Raw genomic sequence first — 18,081 nt, forward strand, 5'->3', positions numbered from 1 at the left:
TTTACACCCTCTTCTTTGTTAATTTAAGTAATACTTTGCTCAAGCTTTCTTCCGTAAGATCCTCAGCATCAGCAAAATCTGATACTGTAAAAGCTGACTCTGTTGTTGGTTTATTTATAAGTTGACGAAGATGCCTCAACATACCATCTGCTATCGCTTGAATTGTTAATCTAGAAAATTGTTCTCTACTATATATCCAAACAAAATGTAACTTCTCATCTTTTACCATACCGATAACCTCAATTAGATGCGATGGCTTGGAATCTGGAGCATGATCTAAAAATGTAAACCCTGTCTCTTGCATAAACAAAGATTCCTTTGAAAAAACTTGATCAAATTGGCCCAAATAGTTAAAGCTTATTGAAGGCTTTTGCTGATAAAACGGAAGTAATTCTTTTTTCAAGTAACGTAAAATACCATAATCAACTCCACGATTCGGAATTTGACGCAATTGATCTTTTACAGCCTTTAATCCTTCAATAGGTGTTTTAGTTCCTTGAAAATTCAGATGAACAGGATAAATACTCGTGAACCAGCCCACTGTCCGTGATAGATCCATACCTTCAATCATCTCTTCTCTCCCGTGTCCTTCTAGATGAATAGAAACCGTTTGCTGATTTGTAAAATCGACGATAGCTTGTCCTAATGCCGCCAATAGTACCTCATTAATCCTTGTCTTATGAGTCACTGGAACTTCTTGTAACAATGCATGTGTTTCTTCTACTCCTAAAGTCCTCGTCACTTGATCAATCGATTCTTCTGTTGTTTCTTGCATTGGATAGTCCATTGGAATTTTCATCGTTTCTTTTTCTACCCGTTCATTCCAATAATCTTGTACTTCTTTTGAAATACCCGAATCACTGTATGCCTGCAGTCGTTCCGACCACTCTTTAAAAGATGTACTTTTCGCAGGTAAGCGAACTCCTTGACCTTGTTTCATCTGGTTATATACCGCCTGTAAATCTTCCAATAGAATTCTCCACGATACTCCATCTACTACTAAATGATGAATCGCCCAGAATATTCGATCATTTCCAGACAAGGTGTCCTCAAAGTAAACTACTCTCATTAACGGACCTGTAACTAAATTGAAACTAGTTTGAGTAATGTTCATCTCTTCTTGTATTACTTTATTCCACGCTTGTTCATTAGCTTTGTTCCGTTTTACCACATGAAGTACAGAATGCTCATCAGTCCCTTCATTTCTCTGCCTCCACGTTCCATTTGGTAACTGTTCGTACCGGAAACGTAAAGCATCATGATGTTTTAGTAAGTATAAGATCGCTCCTTCTAGTAACTTCACGTCCAATCTCTCTTTTACTCTTAAAAGCATCGATTGATTCCAATGCTCCGGACGTGAATGTTCTTGCTCGAAGAACCAGTACTGAATTGGAGTAAGGGGCACTTCTCCTGTCACAATTCCCTGCTCCGCTTGTACTCCCTGAGTTTCTATAGCCACTTGTGCCAACTCGGCAATGGTTGGGCATTCAAACATTTGCTTTGGAGTAAGTTTTAATCCCACTTGACTTGCTTGAGATATGATTTGAATACTGAGAATTGAGTCGCCACCAATTTCAAAGAAATTATCATAGATTCCCACATTTTTAACACCTAATACTTGCTTCCAGATGGTAGCCAGTATCTTTTCGTTACTATTCCGAGGGGCAACAGCTTCACTGTTAATCTGCTTTTCCTCCGGCATAGGTAAGGCCTCACGATCAACTTTACCGTTAGCAGTTAGTGGAATAGCTTCCATCATTACAAATCCTGAAGGGACCATATAGCTCGGTAGTTTTGCTTTAAGATACTCTCTCCACGCACCTACATCCCCATTCCCTACAACATATGCCACCAATCGTTTATCACCCGGCTGATCTTCTCGAACAATCACAACAGCTTCTTTTATAGATGCATGTACGTTTAAAGTAGATTCAATTTCCCCTATCTCAATTCGGAAGCCACGGATTTTCACCTGGTGATCAATTCGTCCACGATAATCCAGATTCCCATCTGGCAAGAATCTCGCTAAGTCTCCTGTCCGATATAACCTTGCTTCCGGTTCACTATTAAATGGATGAGGAATGAAGCGCTCTGCAGTTAATTCCTGTCTATTTAAATACCCACGTGCAAGTCCTGCTCCACCAATATATAGTTCACCAGCTACACCAATAGGCACAGGCTGTTGACGGGCATCTAGCACATACACTTCTAAATCTGGAAGCCGTTTTCCGATATTACTTCGTGAAGAGTGCCGGACCTCATCTTGAGTAATTGGAGAATAAGTAACATGAACGGTAGTTTCTGTAATTCCATACATATTAATTAACTGTGGGTCCTTATCTCCATATCTTTGAAACCACGGTAACAATTTACTAGGATCTAACGCTTCCCCACCAAATATTACATAACGTAGATGCAAGTTTTTATTCTCATCTTCTTGTTCACACACCTGTATTAATTGTCGAAATGCGGAAGGCGTCTGATTTAGAACTGTGACTTCTTCCTCTACCAATAGTTGATAGAAATCCTTAGGCGATCGGCTAATCCAGTAAGGAACAACAACCAGTTTTCCGCCATACAATAATGCTCCCCAAATTTCCCATACTGAGAAATCAAATGCATAAGAATGAAAAAGCGTCCAAGTATCTTTTTCATTAAACTGATACCAACATTCCGTTGATTTAAATAAACGAATTACATTGTGATGCTCTACCATGACGCCCTTCGGATTCCCTGTTGATCCCGAAGTGTAGATTACGTAAGCTAGGTGTTGAGGACTTACATTAGAAATCGGTAAAGTCTTACTTTCTTGCTCTATTTCATCTCGATTACGATCAAGACAAATCGATTTTGTATTTTCTGGTAACCATTTCAATCCTTTTAAATTTTCTTGCGTTACAACTAATTGAATGCTAGCATCCTCTAAAATATACTGAAGTCGCTGCTCTGGGTATGTTGGATCAAGTGGAACATAAGCTCCACCAGCCTTCAAAATCCCCAAAATACCTACAATCATTTCCAGAGAACGTTCAACACAAAGACCCACCAAAGAATCGGGCCCTATTCCTTTTTTCTGTAGATAATGAGCTAACTGATTTGTACGTTCATTTAGCTCTCTATAGGTTACCCTCTCCTTTTCATACATAACTGCAATAGCATTTGGATAGATCATCGCTTGCTGTTCAAACAATTCATGAATGGTTGCTAGATATGGAAAGTCAAGCTTCGGTTCATTGAACTCTACTAAACTTTTTCTTTTATCTTCTTCTGAAAGAATTTCAATCTCAGAAACCTTTTGCTTTGGGTTTTTAAATGTATTTTCTATTATTGCTAACATGGTTTTAAAAAATCGGTTTATCTCTTCTTTAGAAAATAACTCTTTACGATAGTCAATATGCACTTGTAAAGAGTCTATATCAGTCAAATTCTCAATATGTACTGCAAAATCTTGCATTTCTTCACCATTTGGAATCCAAAGTGAGTCACCACTTTCATCACGATCTCTATAATCAATCGTAGTTCCGAAAAGTCTAACATTGCTGTTGTTCTCTTTATTAATCTGATTTAATAACAAATCAAATGGAAATTTCTGATGTCGTAATGATTTACTTTGTTTTCTGGACACTCGACCAATAAATGAAAGTACTTCTTCTTCAGGGTCGATATCCATTCTTAGAGGAACCGTACTCACCATCATTCCAATTAATTCCCGCTCCATTTTAGTCATACGATTGCCATAAGCCATTCCTAATGCAATATCAAGCGACGAGGTCCACCGATACATCGACAACGAAAACGCAGCAACAAAAAGAGTATATACACCAATTTTATAATCTTCAGAAAATTCTTCTATCTGTCTCTTCAAATACTCTGATAATATAAACGTCTCGCGTGATGCTCTCGTACTAACTTGATACGCATTATAGGACTTCAACCCCGTCACAGATGGAAGTGTTTTGAATTCCTCTAACCAGAATTTTTGATCTTTTTGAAAGCGACTACCATTCAAGTATGCTTGTTCATTGATCAGAAATTTAACATATGAATTTCTAAGTACGCCTTCATCAGTCTCGCTATGAATCTCATAATAATATTTAGCAATCTGACTAGTAAAAATTTGGATTGATAAACCATCCATGATAATGTGATGAACATTCCCAAAGACTGCACATTCATTATCGTTTAATTTTATTAAAGCAAAATAGTATAAATCAGAATTAAATAATGTAAACGTTTCTTGTGTTTTCTGCTCGATCCATTTCTCCAGCAAATCTGGATCTTCCACGGAACTGAAATCGAAAAACTCAAATTCTTGTTCTTCATGTTTAACAAAATATTGTTCAGGTTCCTGATGCCCATTTTCTTTTAATCTGATGCAAAGGCCATCATTTTCACTAATAACACGATTCACAACTCGGTTTAATTTTGAATAATCCATTTTTCTATGAAGTTTAAACAAAAATCTTAAATTACATATCCCTTTACCGGAATGAATAACTTCTGTATACCATATTCTCCTCTGTGGATGACTTAACGGATAACATTCCTCATTGGCCATAAAAAATCTTCCCTTCAAAAATTATTTACTCTTATAGGTTCTTGTTTATCTGTAACCCATAAATATTTCTGTAGTGAAATCCCAATTACTCCAATGATGATGAGCCCAATACCCACATAAAAATAGAGTTCAATTACTCCGAAAAAGTGAACCAGTGGACCGCTCATAGCAGGAGAAATAATGAGGACTGCATTTGCTAAACTGCTTTGAATTCCAAATACTCTTCCGACCTGTTCTTGATGAGATTCTATTTGTAGAATAACTTGATTGGATACAAACATAAGTCCACTTCCAATACCAGCTATAAAACTAATCAGATAGGCAAAAATGAGGGATGAACCAGGACTTATCAGAGTTATCAGACTAATACCCCCAAAGCCAATTCCCATTAAAGCAATGCCTCCACATATTACCCAACCATATTGAAAATGTTTTAATTTCTGAGTTAAGAATGCGCCAATTATTCCCCCAAGACCAATAATAGAAATGATGTATCCCATTTTACTCTTATCATTTGGGAACAAGCTCTTAAATAAAGTAGGGAACTGCGAGTCTACTAATTGTAATACTGCCATAGCTATTGTAAAGAAAATCATGGTTGATAATATCATCCGATTGGATAATACATAACCCCAACCTTGTAACCAAGCAGTCCAAGTACTTTGCTGTTTCTTTTCTATATGTTCTCTTGACAGAGATTCCTGTAACCTTATTGTGGGCAACAGAACCAAAGCAGCTAGTAAACAGCATATTGCCCTTATAATCAAACAAAACTCTGGCTGAAACCAGCTCAGTAACATTCCTCCTATAAGTGGGCCCAGTATCTTGGTTCCTTGCTCAACTATCCCATTGATACTTACCGCTTTGGTAAGCAGATCAGGAGAAACAATCTGTCGTGTTAGTGTTTGCTGTGCAGGATAGTAAAAAACGGTGAAAATGGAACGAACCATTAATGCTAACAAAAGCCAATGAATATTTTGGACAAATAAAAGAACAATTGTTAATAAACCAACCATTAGATTACAAAACATCATAATTGGAATTTTTCTAAAGCGATCAGCAATCACGCCTGCCCATGAACTAAATATAATCCCAGGAAGTGCATACGCAACGGGAATTAATCCAATCATGGTGGGGTCTACTTCCCATTCAAAACTAACAATGGTCATAATGGCTAACATGTCAATAAATACTCCGAGCATAAGCAGTGAATACGCAGAGAAAACTTGTAAATAAATTGTATTTCCCCATAGACTTTTTGATTCGGTAGTTTTCATAAAAACGAGCTCCTTAAGTTTACTAAATAGGGACGATAGAAACTAATTGAGTGGGATACGAGACTTCTCCCGCCTCTTCAATCCTATTCTTTTTTTGCAGTTCGTTTGTGATGGTAATGAAATCAATAGCTTGCTTAGACTTTCTCAAAGACACTAACGCTCTAAAAGTGAGATATTGACTAACAATTAAATCATAACACTCCTATTAATGGGATTATTTTCTAAAAATAATATAGAAAATAATGAATATTCCGATTATTATTTTCTAAAAACCAGAAATATTTCTATAAAACAACTAAATTAAGATTAAATCGTATCGCAGATTTTAAATAATATTAATAAATAGAATCTATTTTGAACGTAAGAAATTTGTAAGGAATGGGTAAGGAAAAAGAGAGTTTCATTGTATAGGATAAAAATATTACGAGGCGTGAAAGGCGGAACAGATATGACTTTTATATGAAAAACATTTCTGGTGCAAACACTCCAAAACGCTTGTAAGCAACCTCCTAAACTTGGACATACTGATACTAGTACTCTAAAAAAGGATGTGATTGGTATGGAAAAGCAAAATCTATTTAAATGGAAACATTATCAACCGGATATTATTTTATTAACCGTGAGATGGTATCTACGGTACAACCTCAGTTTTCGTGATTTAGTCGAAATGATGGAAGAACGCGGGCTATCCCTTGCTCATACAACTATCATGCAATGGGTTCATCAATATGGTCCCGAATTAGATAAGCGCGTACGACGTCATCTTAAGTCAACCAATGATTCTTGGCGAGTCGATGAGACGTATGTGAAAGTCAAAGGTCAATGGATGTACCTATATCGTGCTGTTGATTCAAAAGGAAATACAATTGATTTTCCTTTAAGCAAAACAAGAGATCATAGGGCTGCAAAGCGTTTTTTCAAGAAAGCTTTGCAGTCTTTTCATGTTTCAAAGCCCCGTGTGATTACAGTAGACAAAAACCCAGCCTACCCTATAGCGACTGAAGAATTGAAGAAAGAGAAAAAGATGCCTGTGGGCATCCAAATAAGGCAGGTAAAATACCTTAATAACATTGTAGAACAAGATCATCGCTTTATAAAGAAGCGAATCCGTTCTATGCTAGATCTTAAATCTTTCTCCACAGCTACATCCATTCTTTCTGGAGTAGAAGCCATGCATATCATTAAAAAAGGCCAACTTATTTTACGGGAAAAGTCTGTCCAAAATGAAATGAAGTTTATTCATCAACTATTCGGAATGGCTGCATAAGAATAGATTTCATTAGGAATCTATATACCTCTTTCAAATAAATGCAATCTTTGCACCAGAACCCATTAGATGTTTTCTGAATCATTTTTACAATATTTGGTTTGTGTTGAGTTTATTTTGTTAGAACAAGGTAAATCTATCAATTCTATTAAATCCATCAATTTAACTATTACATATTCATATTCAATTCATATACTGTAGTAGTTTACTAGAAAGGAGGGGTAACCATGGAAAGTTGGGTTCTGGTGCAAAAACTTCAAGGTAATTATAAGTAATCTCTAAAATTTGGACATACTGATACTATTACTCTAAAAAGGTGTGTGATCGGTATGGAAAAGAAAAATTGGTTCAAATGGAAGCACTATCAGCCTGATATTATCTTATTAACGGTAAGATGGTACCTACGGTACAACCTAAGTTTTCGTGATTTGGTGGAAATGATGGCGGAACGGGGTTTATCCATTTCTCATACAACGATTATGCGTTGGGTTCATCAGTATGGTCCTGAATTGGACAAACGGATCCGACGTTACCTCAAACAAATAAATGACTCTTGGAGAGTCGATGAAACATATATCAAAGTAAAAGGTCAATGGATGTACCTGTATCGTGCTGTTGATTCGAACGGAAACACAATCGATTTTTGCCTAAGCAAAACAAGAGATCATAAGGCTGCAAAGCGCTTTTTCAAGAAAGCTTTGCGGTCTTTTCATGTTTCAAAGCCACGTGTGATAACAGTCGATAAGAATCCAGCTTATCCTATAGCAATTGAACAGTTGAAAAAAGAAAAAAGTATACCTAACGGTATACGACTTAGACAACAAAAGTACTTGAATAACATAGTAGAACAAGATCATCGCTTTATAAAGAAGCGAATCCGTTCTATGCTAGGTCTTAAATCTTTTGACACAGCTACATCCATTCTTTCTGGAGTAGAAGCCATGCATATGATTAAAAAAGAACAGATTGCTTTACGGAACCAGTCTGTCCAAAATAAAAAAAATTCATCCATCAATTGTTTGGACTTGCAACATAAGATACGATTCCGTTAGGAATATATGTGCTTTATTCTCTTTTGTTTTATTTTTGCACCAGAACCAGATATAGCCATCATAAACCTCATTTTAGGTCCTGGCCTTCGAGTTTCTGAGGTAGCTAGTCTTATTTACTATTTCTAGTATAAACTTTCGTCAGTTCACCATCTCCAATATAATAATTTAAAATAAATATATAATGACGCAACTAACTTCATTATAAAATCAAGTTGGCATATTTATATCATTATACAATAAAGTGTACTGAATATTAGCATAAAAGGATATATGTCCAAATAGAAGTATCAATTAAACACGGATTTAATGTAAAATTAAGTGCGGACCCAATTCTTTTTCAAATATTATTGTTTTCCATGTACATATTCTCCCCTACTTGTATTTTAATTACTATCAATCAAAATATAGTGGTTTAATTCCTATAATTCATAATAAAAATACAGCAAGTATATACCTACTGTATTTTTGAAAATAATATATATCATTAAATAGGTCCAGTTAATATGTTTCTATAAATTTTTTTCATTTTAAGCATATAGGAAATTAATAAATCTTCAATTATATCAATTCATATATTCATTCGTACATTTTAGGTATCGTAATCTTTTTTTCATAATTTTTATTTTCCTTGGTGTACTTTTTTGTTAATTTATCTATATAGCTTTTCTGCTGTGAAGAATTCGGACTACACGCATCAAATATAGTAACAAATCCATACATCGCTATACAAAATACCAACAGTTGAATACTCAATACAATAGAACCACCTGGCATAATCCCTTTATCTAAGATCACCTTTAACAATTTATCGTATAAACTGAACGCAAGAAATCCAGCTGATAATGATGTTAAGAAATTAACAGTATCTTTTAAAAATCTAATCGTCTCAAAAAAAATCCTCACAAATATATTTTTATTTAAGCTATGTAAATACCATCGATAGTTCCTATATAAAGTGTAAAAGTTTGACCAATATTCTTTCTTAATAGACTTATAATAACAGCTTAATGCAATCCAAAATTCTTTCCATTTTTCTACGCTCTTATCCTTTTTAAAGTCATTATATAATTCCTCGACATAGAAAAACTTATCTATTAGGTCTTTATTTCCAATTTGATACAAACCTTTTCCTTCCAGAATATGCAATTCAAATAGGTCATCGAGTAACTTCTCTCTTTTAAATCCACTAGTTTCTCTCATTATAACTTTAATGCTTAAAAATAATGGTTCAATTACAGTTTTTAAATTATTTTCATTTTGAGTGTAAAAGCGATTGACCTTAGTTGTTCTTTGTCCAAATATATAGCCTACTGTAGCTGCCACTATAGGAATTATGAATGGTATATATTCTTTAATATTAATCATATAACCTCTCCTTACTTACATTTATTTATCATTTAATCATAATGTAGCATTATTAAGATTAATATGTTAGTTTCCAATCCTTTAAACTTACTTAAAATCACAATGACAAGAACCTACTCACTCCTCTATCTCCCGCTACTCTGTATTAATACATAACAAAATATGAAACCTTACTAAAACGGATTATCAAAAAAAGTTAGCTGTTGTTGGTCATAGGTTGGTTACTAATATATGTGATGTCCCAATTGTAACGCTAAAATCTTTGCTGCTATATGATTTAGGCGCTTTGAAATATATTTACAAGGAGAAGGTATCGGGACAAAAGCGATTAACAACTTTTTCTGCTTTAAAATCCCTCATCAAATCCTTGTCTTAAAATACAGAAAATGATTTGAATAGTATCAACTCATCCAATTTTATTAATCAAACTCGCATATTTTACGTAATACAAAACGTATGTTACAATAACCTCTTCATCCTTAATTAACTGGGGCTTTCATCCGTTTAGAAAACCATCGTAAAGAAAAATACGATGGTTTTCTTGTATTTTTCATTTTGTTTTATCACAAGTTAATTTTACGTTTATATTAGAAACATCATAACTTTATTTCAAATCTACAAATGATGTTAAAAAAAATGTATTATAATATTTTTTCCAAATCACTTTCTTCAATTAAAGAGACACCTGCATCCATTAATGTTTGTATAAGCTCAGATACATTTTCAGTCTCTTGCATTATATTTTTCTCCTCACCAAACTTTAAAATGTTTCTTTTTTTACTTATGGTAAATATCATTTTTTGTCTCGCCCTAGATAATGCTACAAAAAATGCATTTTTATCTGCTTCTTTTTGAGTAGAAAAACTCCAAAATGCAGCATCTTCAACTCCAATAAAAATCACAGTGTGATACTCTAGTCCTTTGCTTTTATGAATTGTCATAATAGGTATACTAAATTCACCACAAAACTCTTGTAATAATTCCCTCATTGAAATACGATTTTGATATTTTAGTTTATCTATCATTTTTTGTATTACTTCATTAAAATAATTAGCTTGATTGTATTTCGGATAAGTTGCCTTGATACTATCTTCACCTAAAAAAACTACAATTTCTTGTAATATTTCTGTGAATTGTGAATTGAAGTTTGTAACATCAATATCTGAATAAAGTTTTCTAACCTCATCTAGCATTTTTACCAATTCGTTTTCTATAATTAGATATTTTATATTTTCTGGATCAACGTCTCTGTACTTCATATCTATGATTTCATCAATGACATTCATCCATAATTCAGGAGATTTTTCTTCATAACTTAACTTTAAAAACTTAATAATAAGCAGAACTAATTCCTCAGATAAAAGGTCTTGATAATCTTTTTCTATTCTACTTTTTATATTAATTTTGGAAAGTTCCTTCATTATTTCAGCTGCATAGATATGTTCTTGTTGTTTAACGAGGATACAAAAATCTCTAGGATTTAAATTTTCTATTTTCATCCATTCATTTATATAAGACGCTAATAGGATCGCTTCCGTATTATGATTTTTAAAATTCCATATTTCACAAACCCCATCATTTTCGTTCCACTCTCCAACTGGGAGGACTTCTATGGAAGTGTCATTAAGAGATTTAGAAAAAATATTTTGTATAGAAACTAAATTAGGCGCAGATCTAAAATTATTGAAAAGTGTATGCTGAGTTGCATTAAAATCAGATTTAAATATTCCAAATGCATTGTGTAAAGCCCCAGCCCAGCCCATAATACGTTGTTTATTATCTCCAACAGCAGTAATAACAGTATCTGAGTTCAAAAAAATTGTTTTCAGAAGACTATATTGATTATATGTTGTATCTTGAAATTCATCCAAAAAAACATGGCTATATGTCGCTTGTAATGCCTTAACTATTAATGGATTTTCTTTTAATAAATACTCAACTAAAATTGATATCATTGAAAAAGTAAGTGAACTTGTTAAATTCCCCTTACCATTCAATAAAACCATCCACAGTCTTTCGTTTATCCAAGAATATAAATCACTTTCAAAAACCACTATTGGTAATTCCGTTTCTTTCATGGTTCCCAACACTTTATTAAGATGATATTCATATTGCCAATTAGGATGATAAGGATTAGATTTTGTAATATATCCTTTTATTATATCGTTTAATGATTTTTCGTTTAAAATAATCTCGTAATCTCTTTTGGGTTGATAATCTTTAGGTAATGCGTATATAAATTGATCCAATATTCCCTTAGCAAAGGCATCAAAGGTTTTTGATTCAAATCTGTTTTCTACATTTTTACCGTATCTTAATTCGACACGTTCTTGTAAATTTCTTGCAGCGTCTGTTTTAAAGCTAATAGCTAATATTTTTTTGGGATTTGGACAAATCCCAGTTTGAATAAGATAGCCGGCTTTATGTGCTAGCAATTCTGTTTTTCCAGCACCTGGTCCAGCGGCAATCGCTACATGATTTGAAGCTCTTATAGCGAGTAAAGCTGAAACTTCAAGTGTTACATCATTTGAAGTTTTCCAATCTTGCTCCAATACCTTTTCATTCATTTGCACCATCTCCAATTAACCCAACTTTTTCTTTCACACGTTGCACAAGCCTTAAGAGTTCTTTAGGAGCGCTTTTTATTATTTCAGTATCCTCAATATCTTTTAGAGCCGCTATATGTGTACTTGGTTTTCCTCTACCTACCAAAAATAAAGAATTATACCAAATCATTAATTTTTGTTGTTCATCAGAATATGTTGCTGCAGTAGCTTTTACATTTTTTAAAGTTGCTTGTATAGACTTTTCTAATTTCTCTTCATATTCCGGTGATTTTATATCTTTTGGAATTTGCGGTCCATTTATCATAGTATTTTTATATTCTTGTTCAAAACTCATTAACATAGAAAAATCAAGATCAAGAGGGTATGAAAAGAAAATATCTTCTTTCTCTAGTTTTTTTATCCAAGTATTATGTGACTCTACCTTCTCACTATTCCTTGTATGAAATTTTTCTATCTCTTTCATACTATAAGTACGTATTGTTCCTTCTGTCCCCTTTTTAATTGCTTTAACTGAACGAAGTTCTTCTGAGCATCTATTATTTTCATTAAGCTGTTTTAACACATATTTAATTCTGCCCCAATCGCCTCCACCTCTTTCTCTATCTAAGTCTAATAGTGTAATATGTGGTATTGATAAATCATTTAAAAGCTTCCACATATGATTTACATATCTACCACCTAAAGGAACTATTGAAATATTGAAATCATCTAAATATATATTGTCTGCAAGTAATAGTTTGGGTAATACTATTTCTTCACTATCACCTTCACCTAAAATTACTAACTTCGAAAAATATAAATCTGGATATGCTTTTACAGCCTCTTTAATATAAGTATGTGCGTCATCAATTTTTTCAGGAAGGCTAATATTATTTACAATCGATCCTGAGTTCTGTATTTGTAAATGTCTAATATATTCTGGCTCTATTTTTCCAACTATAGATGAATTATGTGATGATAAGATAACTTGTGCATTATCTTTATTAGATATTTCTTTTAAGTTTCTAACAATTCTTCCTAGTAAATGCTGTGAAATATGGTTTTCGGGTTCTTCAATCGCAAAGATGTTTAATAAAGGCTTATCATCTTTTTCTTGTTTATTTTCTATTTCAAGTAAAGTAGATACTAAAGTTATATAAAATAAAGATTTTAAACCATCACCTAAACTATCAACCTTAACAGAGTTCCCATCAACAGTAGGATTGAATAAGATTTCCACATTTTTCAAAAACTCATCTAAACTATTACCATTAAATTTGAATTGACTGTTGGAGTATCTTTCATCTTTATGATATTTATTCCATTGATTATTTAAAATCCCCTGAATACCTTTTATACTTGGAATCTCTTTAAATAACGTTTCAATTGGAGACGTTAAAGATTTTATATCTTCATTTAAATTCACTGGCCAGTCAATACCATCAAATATGCGCCATAATAAAGTACCGGAAGCATTTTTTAATTGCTTTGCTGGATCCCTCATTGCAGGTATATACATCATTTGAATTAATTTTTGGTGGTGTATTGGTACTCTAGTTAAATCTTCTTCTTTTTCTTCATGACCATAGGGGGTTTTTACATAAACAAGTTCTTGTTCGATATTACCCTCGGGGGTTGAACCTTGTACCCACTTACCTCTTAATCTAATTCGTAAATAAGGATCCACACCTGTTTCTTCAATAGTTAAATGCTTAATGTATTCTGGAATAGTTTTCACCTCAGCAGGTGAATGTAATTTTAATTCTGGAAATATTATCTTCGCTTCTATCATAAGATCTATTTCCTTAATCTTAGATACGTCAGCGCTCTCTGGAATATGAAAATCTGTTTTTACTAAAGTTCTATCTATATTTTTTTGTCCAAATAATCTTAATAAGGCCATGATTAAACTTGTTTTACCAGAACTATTGGCACCAATAAGTGCTGTTAAATTTTCAGTTTCTATCAATTGTGATTCATATCCAAACGATCTAAAATTACTTACATGAAGTTCAGAAATTAACATAAAAATACCTCTTATCTTTTTTGTATTATGTGAATATATATCTTTTGCATTAATCAACCTTGAATATAACAACTTAAAAAGACGTTTAGATAGTGACTTCTTGTATATAATTTTAATTTATAAGTCATTAGAGAAGTCACGTAACCCTTGTTTCTGATTCCCTAGTACATTTATAATAAATTAAAGTATTTGTGACTTATTTTGATGAGATATCCGTTAGAACTTATGGTCTAATTCTTCATTGTTTTCCCTACCATATATCGTATTTCTACTTATTGTCTATTCGAACCGAAGACGTAGCACATCTCAAATCAAGTAACAACAGAGCTTCATTTCGAATCTACAATCTCTCAAGAATAATTCGTCAATATCCTATAACAGTAGTTTTAACATCATTGATAATTTCATTAGATATCGCACTTATCGCTAATAAATAAACTTTATTTAGTCGAGGATTAAATATCCCTAGCTTTTCAATTTGTTCAAATTCAGAATGAATAGAATGAACACCCATTAAATAATATATAAGCAGCTGTAAAGTGTTTTTATTAGTCGGATCTTTCTTTGAAACTTTAAAATCCCATAAAGTCGTTTCAGTTAAAAAATCACCATCTCCACTTGATATAAGCTGGGTATACCCCCCTTCAAAAGTGAAACCATCTTTTACAATCGGTCCAAAATTATCGTTAAAGGTCATACTACGCTTTACCATGTTTCTTATATTAGAAATAGTAGCTAAATCTGGCTGAATGGTATGTACTGGCTTATAACTTGCAATACCAGCTCTAAGAGCAGTATCAAATCCTACCAATTTGCACGCATTTTCTATCGAATTATCATCAAGACCATTAATTCCGCTTAATAATTCTTCTGCATAATCGTCCTCATTAACCCTTGATGCACCTATAAGAGAAATTTTAAAAGCTTTTTCTAAGGAAGTTCCCATAGTAAAACGAGTAAGATAATCAACGGCAAGTCCAGTTAAAGCACTATGTATATTCTCTTCTTCATACAAAACAATACCATCATTTAATTCTATAACATTAAAATCTTTAGGTTTAACATATCCACCTCTGGGCTGTTTAATTTTAGAAATCCTCTGAGTAACTGATACCATAAAAACACCTCTTTTTTTATATGTTATTTTCGTTTCTTTAATGGTTTTGGTGAAAAAACTGTAAAATAATCATTGGGATTTTTTCAATTGTTTCAACTAATGGGACTATGGGCGTATTCTTACTTTTATTATACAACTAATTTAGTTTTTAAAAGATTTAATCACCCCCTAGTATAATTTCACATTATTCCTCCATTATCATTTTTTAGATTTAATGAAATGTGTTTGTTATACCATTTATTTATTTTTCCTTTGTAATACTTTTCGACTTCGTAATCCGGAATCCAAATTTCACGATCATAGATTTTACTCATTACTCTTTCTAAAACATCCTCATGTTCTCTCGGTTTCAATCTACGGTTATGAACATTAATCTTCTCTATATAGGCCTCTCTCAGCCAATTTGATATGGTTTCACGCTGTTTTTGCTTTAGGTGTGACCATTTTCTTATTCGTTTGCAGTAATTGTCCTTTAGAACTCCTAATATGATTCTTCATTGATGTCCTCACCCCCTATAGTATTTTACTCATTGTTTATTTGAACCGAAGACGCAGCGCATCCCAAATCGGGTAACAGCATACGTCGTTCCAATTTTACGAATTGAACCTTTTGGAAAATCATTAATTCTTTTACGTAATGTTGATGCATTAATTCCCCATTCTTCTATTGCATCCGTACTACTTAGAATTTCATTATTCAACAGATTAAGGGTATCCCATTCGACATTTTCATAATCAAAACTGTCCATCTCTAACTGCTCTAAAATGTCCCTTTCATCCCCTTTTACAGCAAACAAATTATGATCATCTCCCTGATGTACTTCTTCTAATGTACTTACATCTAGAAATTCATGGCCAGTTACCTCAATCGTACTATTCTCAGATACATAATAATAGATGCCTTCTTTCACCTTAAATATAGCCTTATTCCATACTCCATCTTCACTAGTACCCTCAAAAATTCGTTGTGCTTTCATCTCTAAACACTCTCCTTTCACGCAAACGTGAATTAATTAAATTAACCTTATCACGTTTGCGTGAATTATTACAGATTAAAGTGTTAATATAAAGAAAATAGATGTAAAATAACTGTTTTTTCTGAATTTTATTGAGAAATAAATCGAAATCACTCAAATAATGCTGCTATTTTGTTATGATGGTAATAAATAGGATTAGGATACTTCTATAGGATGGAGGAATAGCTAATGAATGTTTTAGCAAAGGGGAACAAAGAAATTACAAAACTTTTAAATGAGTGGTATATTGAAATCCGCTCAAGACGTATAGGTAATGCTCATCGATTGAAAGAAATAATTGATTCTAAGATTCATAACATTGAAGAAGATCAAAACTTATTGCTTTACTACTCGCTTTTAGATTTTAGATATCAATTTGTAATTGATAATTTAAGTGTTTCAAAAAGCAGTTTTGACAAAGTTGAGGCTTTTGATATGCCTACAGATAATTTCTTAGCCTATTATTATCACTTTTTTAAAGGAATTCATGCCTCTACTATTGGTGAATATAAAATAGCAAAAGAAAGTTATGAAAAAGCTGAAACACTTTTAGACTACATTCCTGATGAATTAGAAAAAGCTGAATTTTATTATAAAGTCGGAGCTTTTCATTATGATATATATCAAGGACTCCTATCTTATAAAAAAGTTACAGAGGCTAGAGAAATTTTCGCTCAACATACAGGCTATGAGATTAATGTAGCTTTTTGTGATAATCTTATAGGCTTAGCTTGCACTCATTTGAGAGAATGGGAACTAGCCGAAGAATATTTCACGAAAGCTATGGATATGTTCCAAAAGATAAACGAAGAGCAATTCATTTTAATGGTGCGTCAAAATTTAGGATTAATGTATGCTACTCAAAATCTTTCGCCATTAGCTATTAGATATCTTTCAGAGGTTAATCAAAAAATGCCTAACAATTATAAGGCTCTTTTTATTGAGGCAAGAGAGCATATGAAGGAAGGTAATCATTCCGTTGCAAAAGATCTCATAGCAAAAGGGTATTCCATATGCGAAGGGGTTGATAATAAAGAGTATCTTCACCACTTCAAAATCTTAGAAGCAATGAATGCAAATTTTCCTGCCGAGGCGCTTGAAAGAACAGTGCTAGAAGGCGTATTATATTTTAAAGAGCAAGAACTTTTTGAATACATTAAGGAATACGAAGAAAATCTTGCTACTGCATTCTATAAAGAAAATAACCATGTTAAAGCAAGTCATTATTTTTATTCGAGTTCTCAAGCAGGAAAAAAAGCTTTTGAGAAGGAGGCATTGAAATGAAAAAAACATTTTTCGGTTTAGTTGGTGTAATTACTATTTTTACTTTAATGTTTGGTGCCCAATCCCCTACAGAAACACAGAAAGCTATTGATGTTGTTCAATACGCACACGGAAATCATGGTGGTTAAGATTTTAATTTAATTAATCTAGAATAGCTATAGCATTATGAAAAGGGAAGAAAAATTTCTTCCCTTTTTTAGATTATTTCATCTTGTATATGCCACTATTTCTATAACTTAATATATAACCCCCAATTCCTTTCCAATTAATTCACTTCCAATTCCTCTATGTAAGTACAATTCAATAGCTTTCATTTTAAAATCGATTGAAAAAGTTCTTCTGATTTTCCTCATAAAAAATCCCCTCCATAATAAACAGTAAAGGAACTTTCTTTCAACTGTCTACTATAAGGGGATCATATCAGGATACAGAAATTATCTTCTTAATGTTGCCTAACTGTTTTTCAAAATGTCCTTTACAAAGGGTACAAATTAATCCGCTTACTATTTTTATTAATACTTACCACAAATTGCACTCCCACACTTATAGTTGTTTTTAGATAGTCAAACTCAG

At 32.8% G+C, this 18,081-nt stretch carries 11 protein-coding genes and 3 pseudogenes; 4 read left to right on the plus strand and 10 right to left on the minus strand.

The features are described from left to right. Window position 1: 1 nt before the first annotated feature. From MKX77_RS27170 to MKX77_RS30760, 3 genes are read right to left on the minus strand one after another with little or no spacing between them, the layout of a single operon-like run. The gene (locus MKX77_RS27170; protein WP_341308309.1) at window positions 2-4,558 is read right to left on the minus strand and encodes an amino acid adenylation domain-containing protein; all 4,557 of its coding nucleotides are present in this window, start codon (window positions 4,556-4,558) and stop codon (window positions 2-4) included. 14 nt (window positions 4,559-4,572) lie between these two features. After that, window positions 4,573-5,835, minus strand: a complete 1,263-nt coding sequence (locus tag MKX77_RS27175; RefSeq protein WP_341308310.1) for an MFS transporter — start codon at window positions 5,833-5,835, stop codon at window positions 4,573-4,575. Between the two features lie 22 nt (window positions 5,836-5,857). Next, a complete protein-coding gene (locus MKX77_RS30760) occupies window positions 5,858-5,989 on the minus strand; it encodes a DnaB-like helicase N-terminal domain-containing protein (RefSeq protein ID WP_002035044.1) in 132 nt (43 codons plus the stop codon). Between the two features lie 405 nt (window positions 5,990-6,394). On the opposite strand from MKX77_RS30760, the gene MKX77_RS27180 reads away from it, so the two are divergent. Both MKX77_RS27180 and MKX77_RS27185 read left to right on the plus strand, forming a co-directional pair. Continuing rightward, window positions 6,395-7,102: an IS6 family transposase gene (locus tag MKX77_RS27180; RefSeq protein ID WP_341308311.1), complete on the plus strand. Its 708-nt coding sequence runs from the start codon at window positions 6,395-6,397 to the stop codon at window positions 7,100-7,102. A 329-nt stretch (window positions 7,103-7,431) separates the two neighbouring features. After that, window positions 7,432-8,138: pseudogene (locus MKX77_RS27185) on the plus strand (IS6 family transposase). A gap of 592 nt (window positions 8,139-8,730) precedes the next feature. Here MKX77_RS27185 and MKX77_RS27190 read toward each other — a convergent pair. From MKX77_RS27190 to MKX77_RS27215, 6 genes and pseudogenes are all read right to left on the minus strand, one after another. Beyond that, a complete protein-coding gene (locus tag MKX77_RS27190; RefSeq protein WP_341308312.1) occupies window positions 8,731-9,519 on the minus strand; it encodes a hypothetical protein in 789 nt (262 codons plus the stop codon). A 641-nt stretch (window positions 9,520-10,160) separates the two neighbouring features. Then, the gene (locus MKX77_RS27195; RefSeq protein ID WP_341308313.1) at window positions 10,161-12,086 is read right to left on the minus strand and encodes an ATP-dependent helicase; all 1,926 of its coding nucleotides are present in this window, start codon (window positions 12,084-12,086) and stop codon (window positions 10,161-10,163) included. Then, window positions 12,079-14,091 carry an ATP-dependent nuclease gene (locus tag MKX77_RS27200; RefSeq protein ID WP_341308314.1) on the minus strand — a complete coding sequence of 671 codons (2,013 nt, stop codon included), beginning with the start codon at window positions 14,089-14,091 and terminating at the stop codon, window positions 12,079-12,081. The genes MKX77_RS27195 and MKX77_RS27200 overlap by 8 nt, the downstream gene beginning before the upstream one ends. A gap of 364 nt (window positions 14,092-14,455) precedes the next feature. Continuing rightward, a complete protein-coding gene (locus MKX77_RS27205) occupies window positions 14,456-15,208 on the minus strand; it encodes a hypothetical protein (protein ID WP_341308315.1) in 753 nt (250 codons plus the stop codon). Between the two features lie 179 nt (window positions 15,209-15,387). After that, window positions 15,388-15,706: pseudogene (locus MKX77_RS27210) on the minus strand (transposase). 29 nt (window positions 15,707-15,735) lie between these two features. Further along, window positions 15,736-16,185 (minus strand): helix-turn-helix domain-containing protein, encoded by a 450-nt coding sequence (locus MKX77_RS27215; RefSeq protein ID WP_341308316.1) that lies wholly within the window; start codon window positions 16,183-16,185, stop codon window positions 15,736-15,738. A 228-nt stretch (window positions 16,186-16,413) separates the two neighbouring features. Between MKX77_RS27215 and MKX77_RS27220 the strand changes: the two genes are divergently transcribed. Both MKX77_RS27220 and MKX77_RS27225 read left to right on the plus strand, forming a co-directional pair. Then, a complete protein-coding gene (locus tag MKX77_RS27220; RefSeq protein WP_341308317.1) occupies window positions 16,414-17,508 on the plus strand; it encodes a Rap family tetratricopeptide repeat protein in 1,095 nt (364 codons plus the stop codon). Beyond that, window positions 17,505-17,636 (plus strand): Phr family secreted Rap phosphatase inhibitor, encoded by a 132-nt coding sequence (locus tag MKX77_RS27225; protein WP_157404937.1) that lies wholly within the window; start codon window positions 17,505-17,507, stop codon window positions 17,634-17,636. The genes MKX77_RS27220 and MKX77_RS27225 overlap by 4 nt, the downstream gene beginning before the upstream one ends. A 111-nt stretch (window positions 17,637-17,747) precedes the next feature. Here the strand turns inward: MKX77_RS27225 and MKX77_RS27230 are convergent. Then, a pseudogene (locus tag MKX77_RS27230) lies at window positions 17,748-17,861 on the minus strand (helix-turn-helix domain-containing protein); the annotation flags it as partial. Window positions 17,862-18,081 lie beyond the last annotated feature (220 nt).

The sequence above is a fragment of the Bacillus sp. FSL R9-9410 genome (assembly GCF_038050385.1).
In the GTDB taxonomy this organism is placed as follows: Bacteria; Bacillota; Bacilli; order Bacillales; family Bacillaceae_G; genus Bacillus_A; species Bacillus_A cereus_U.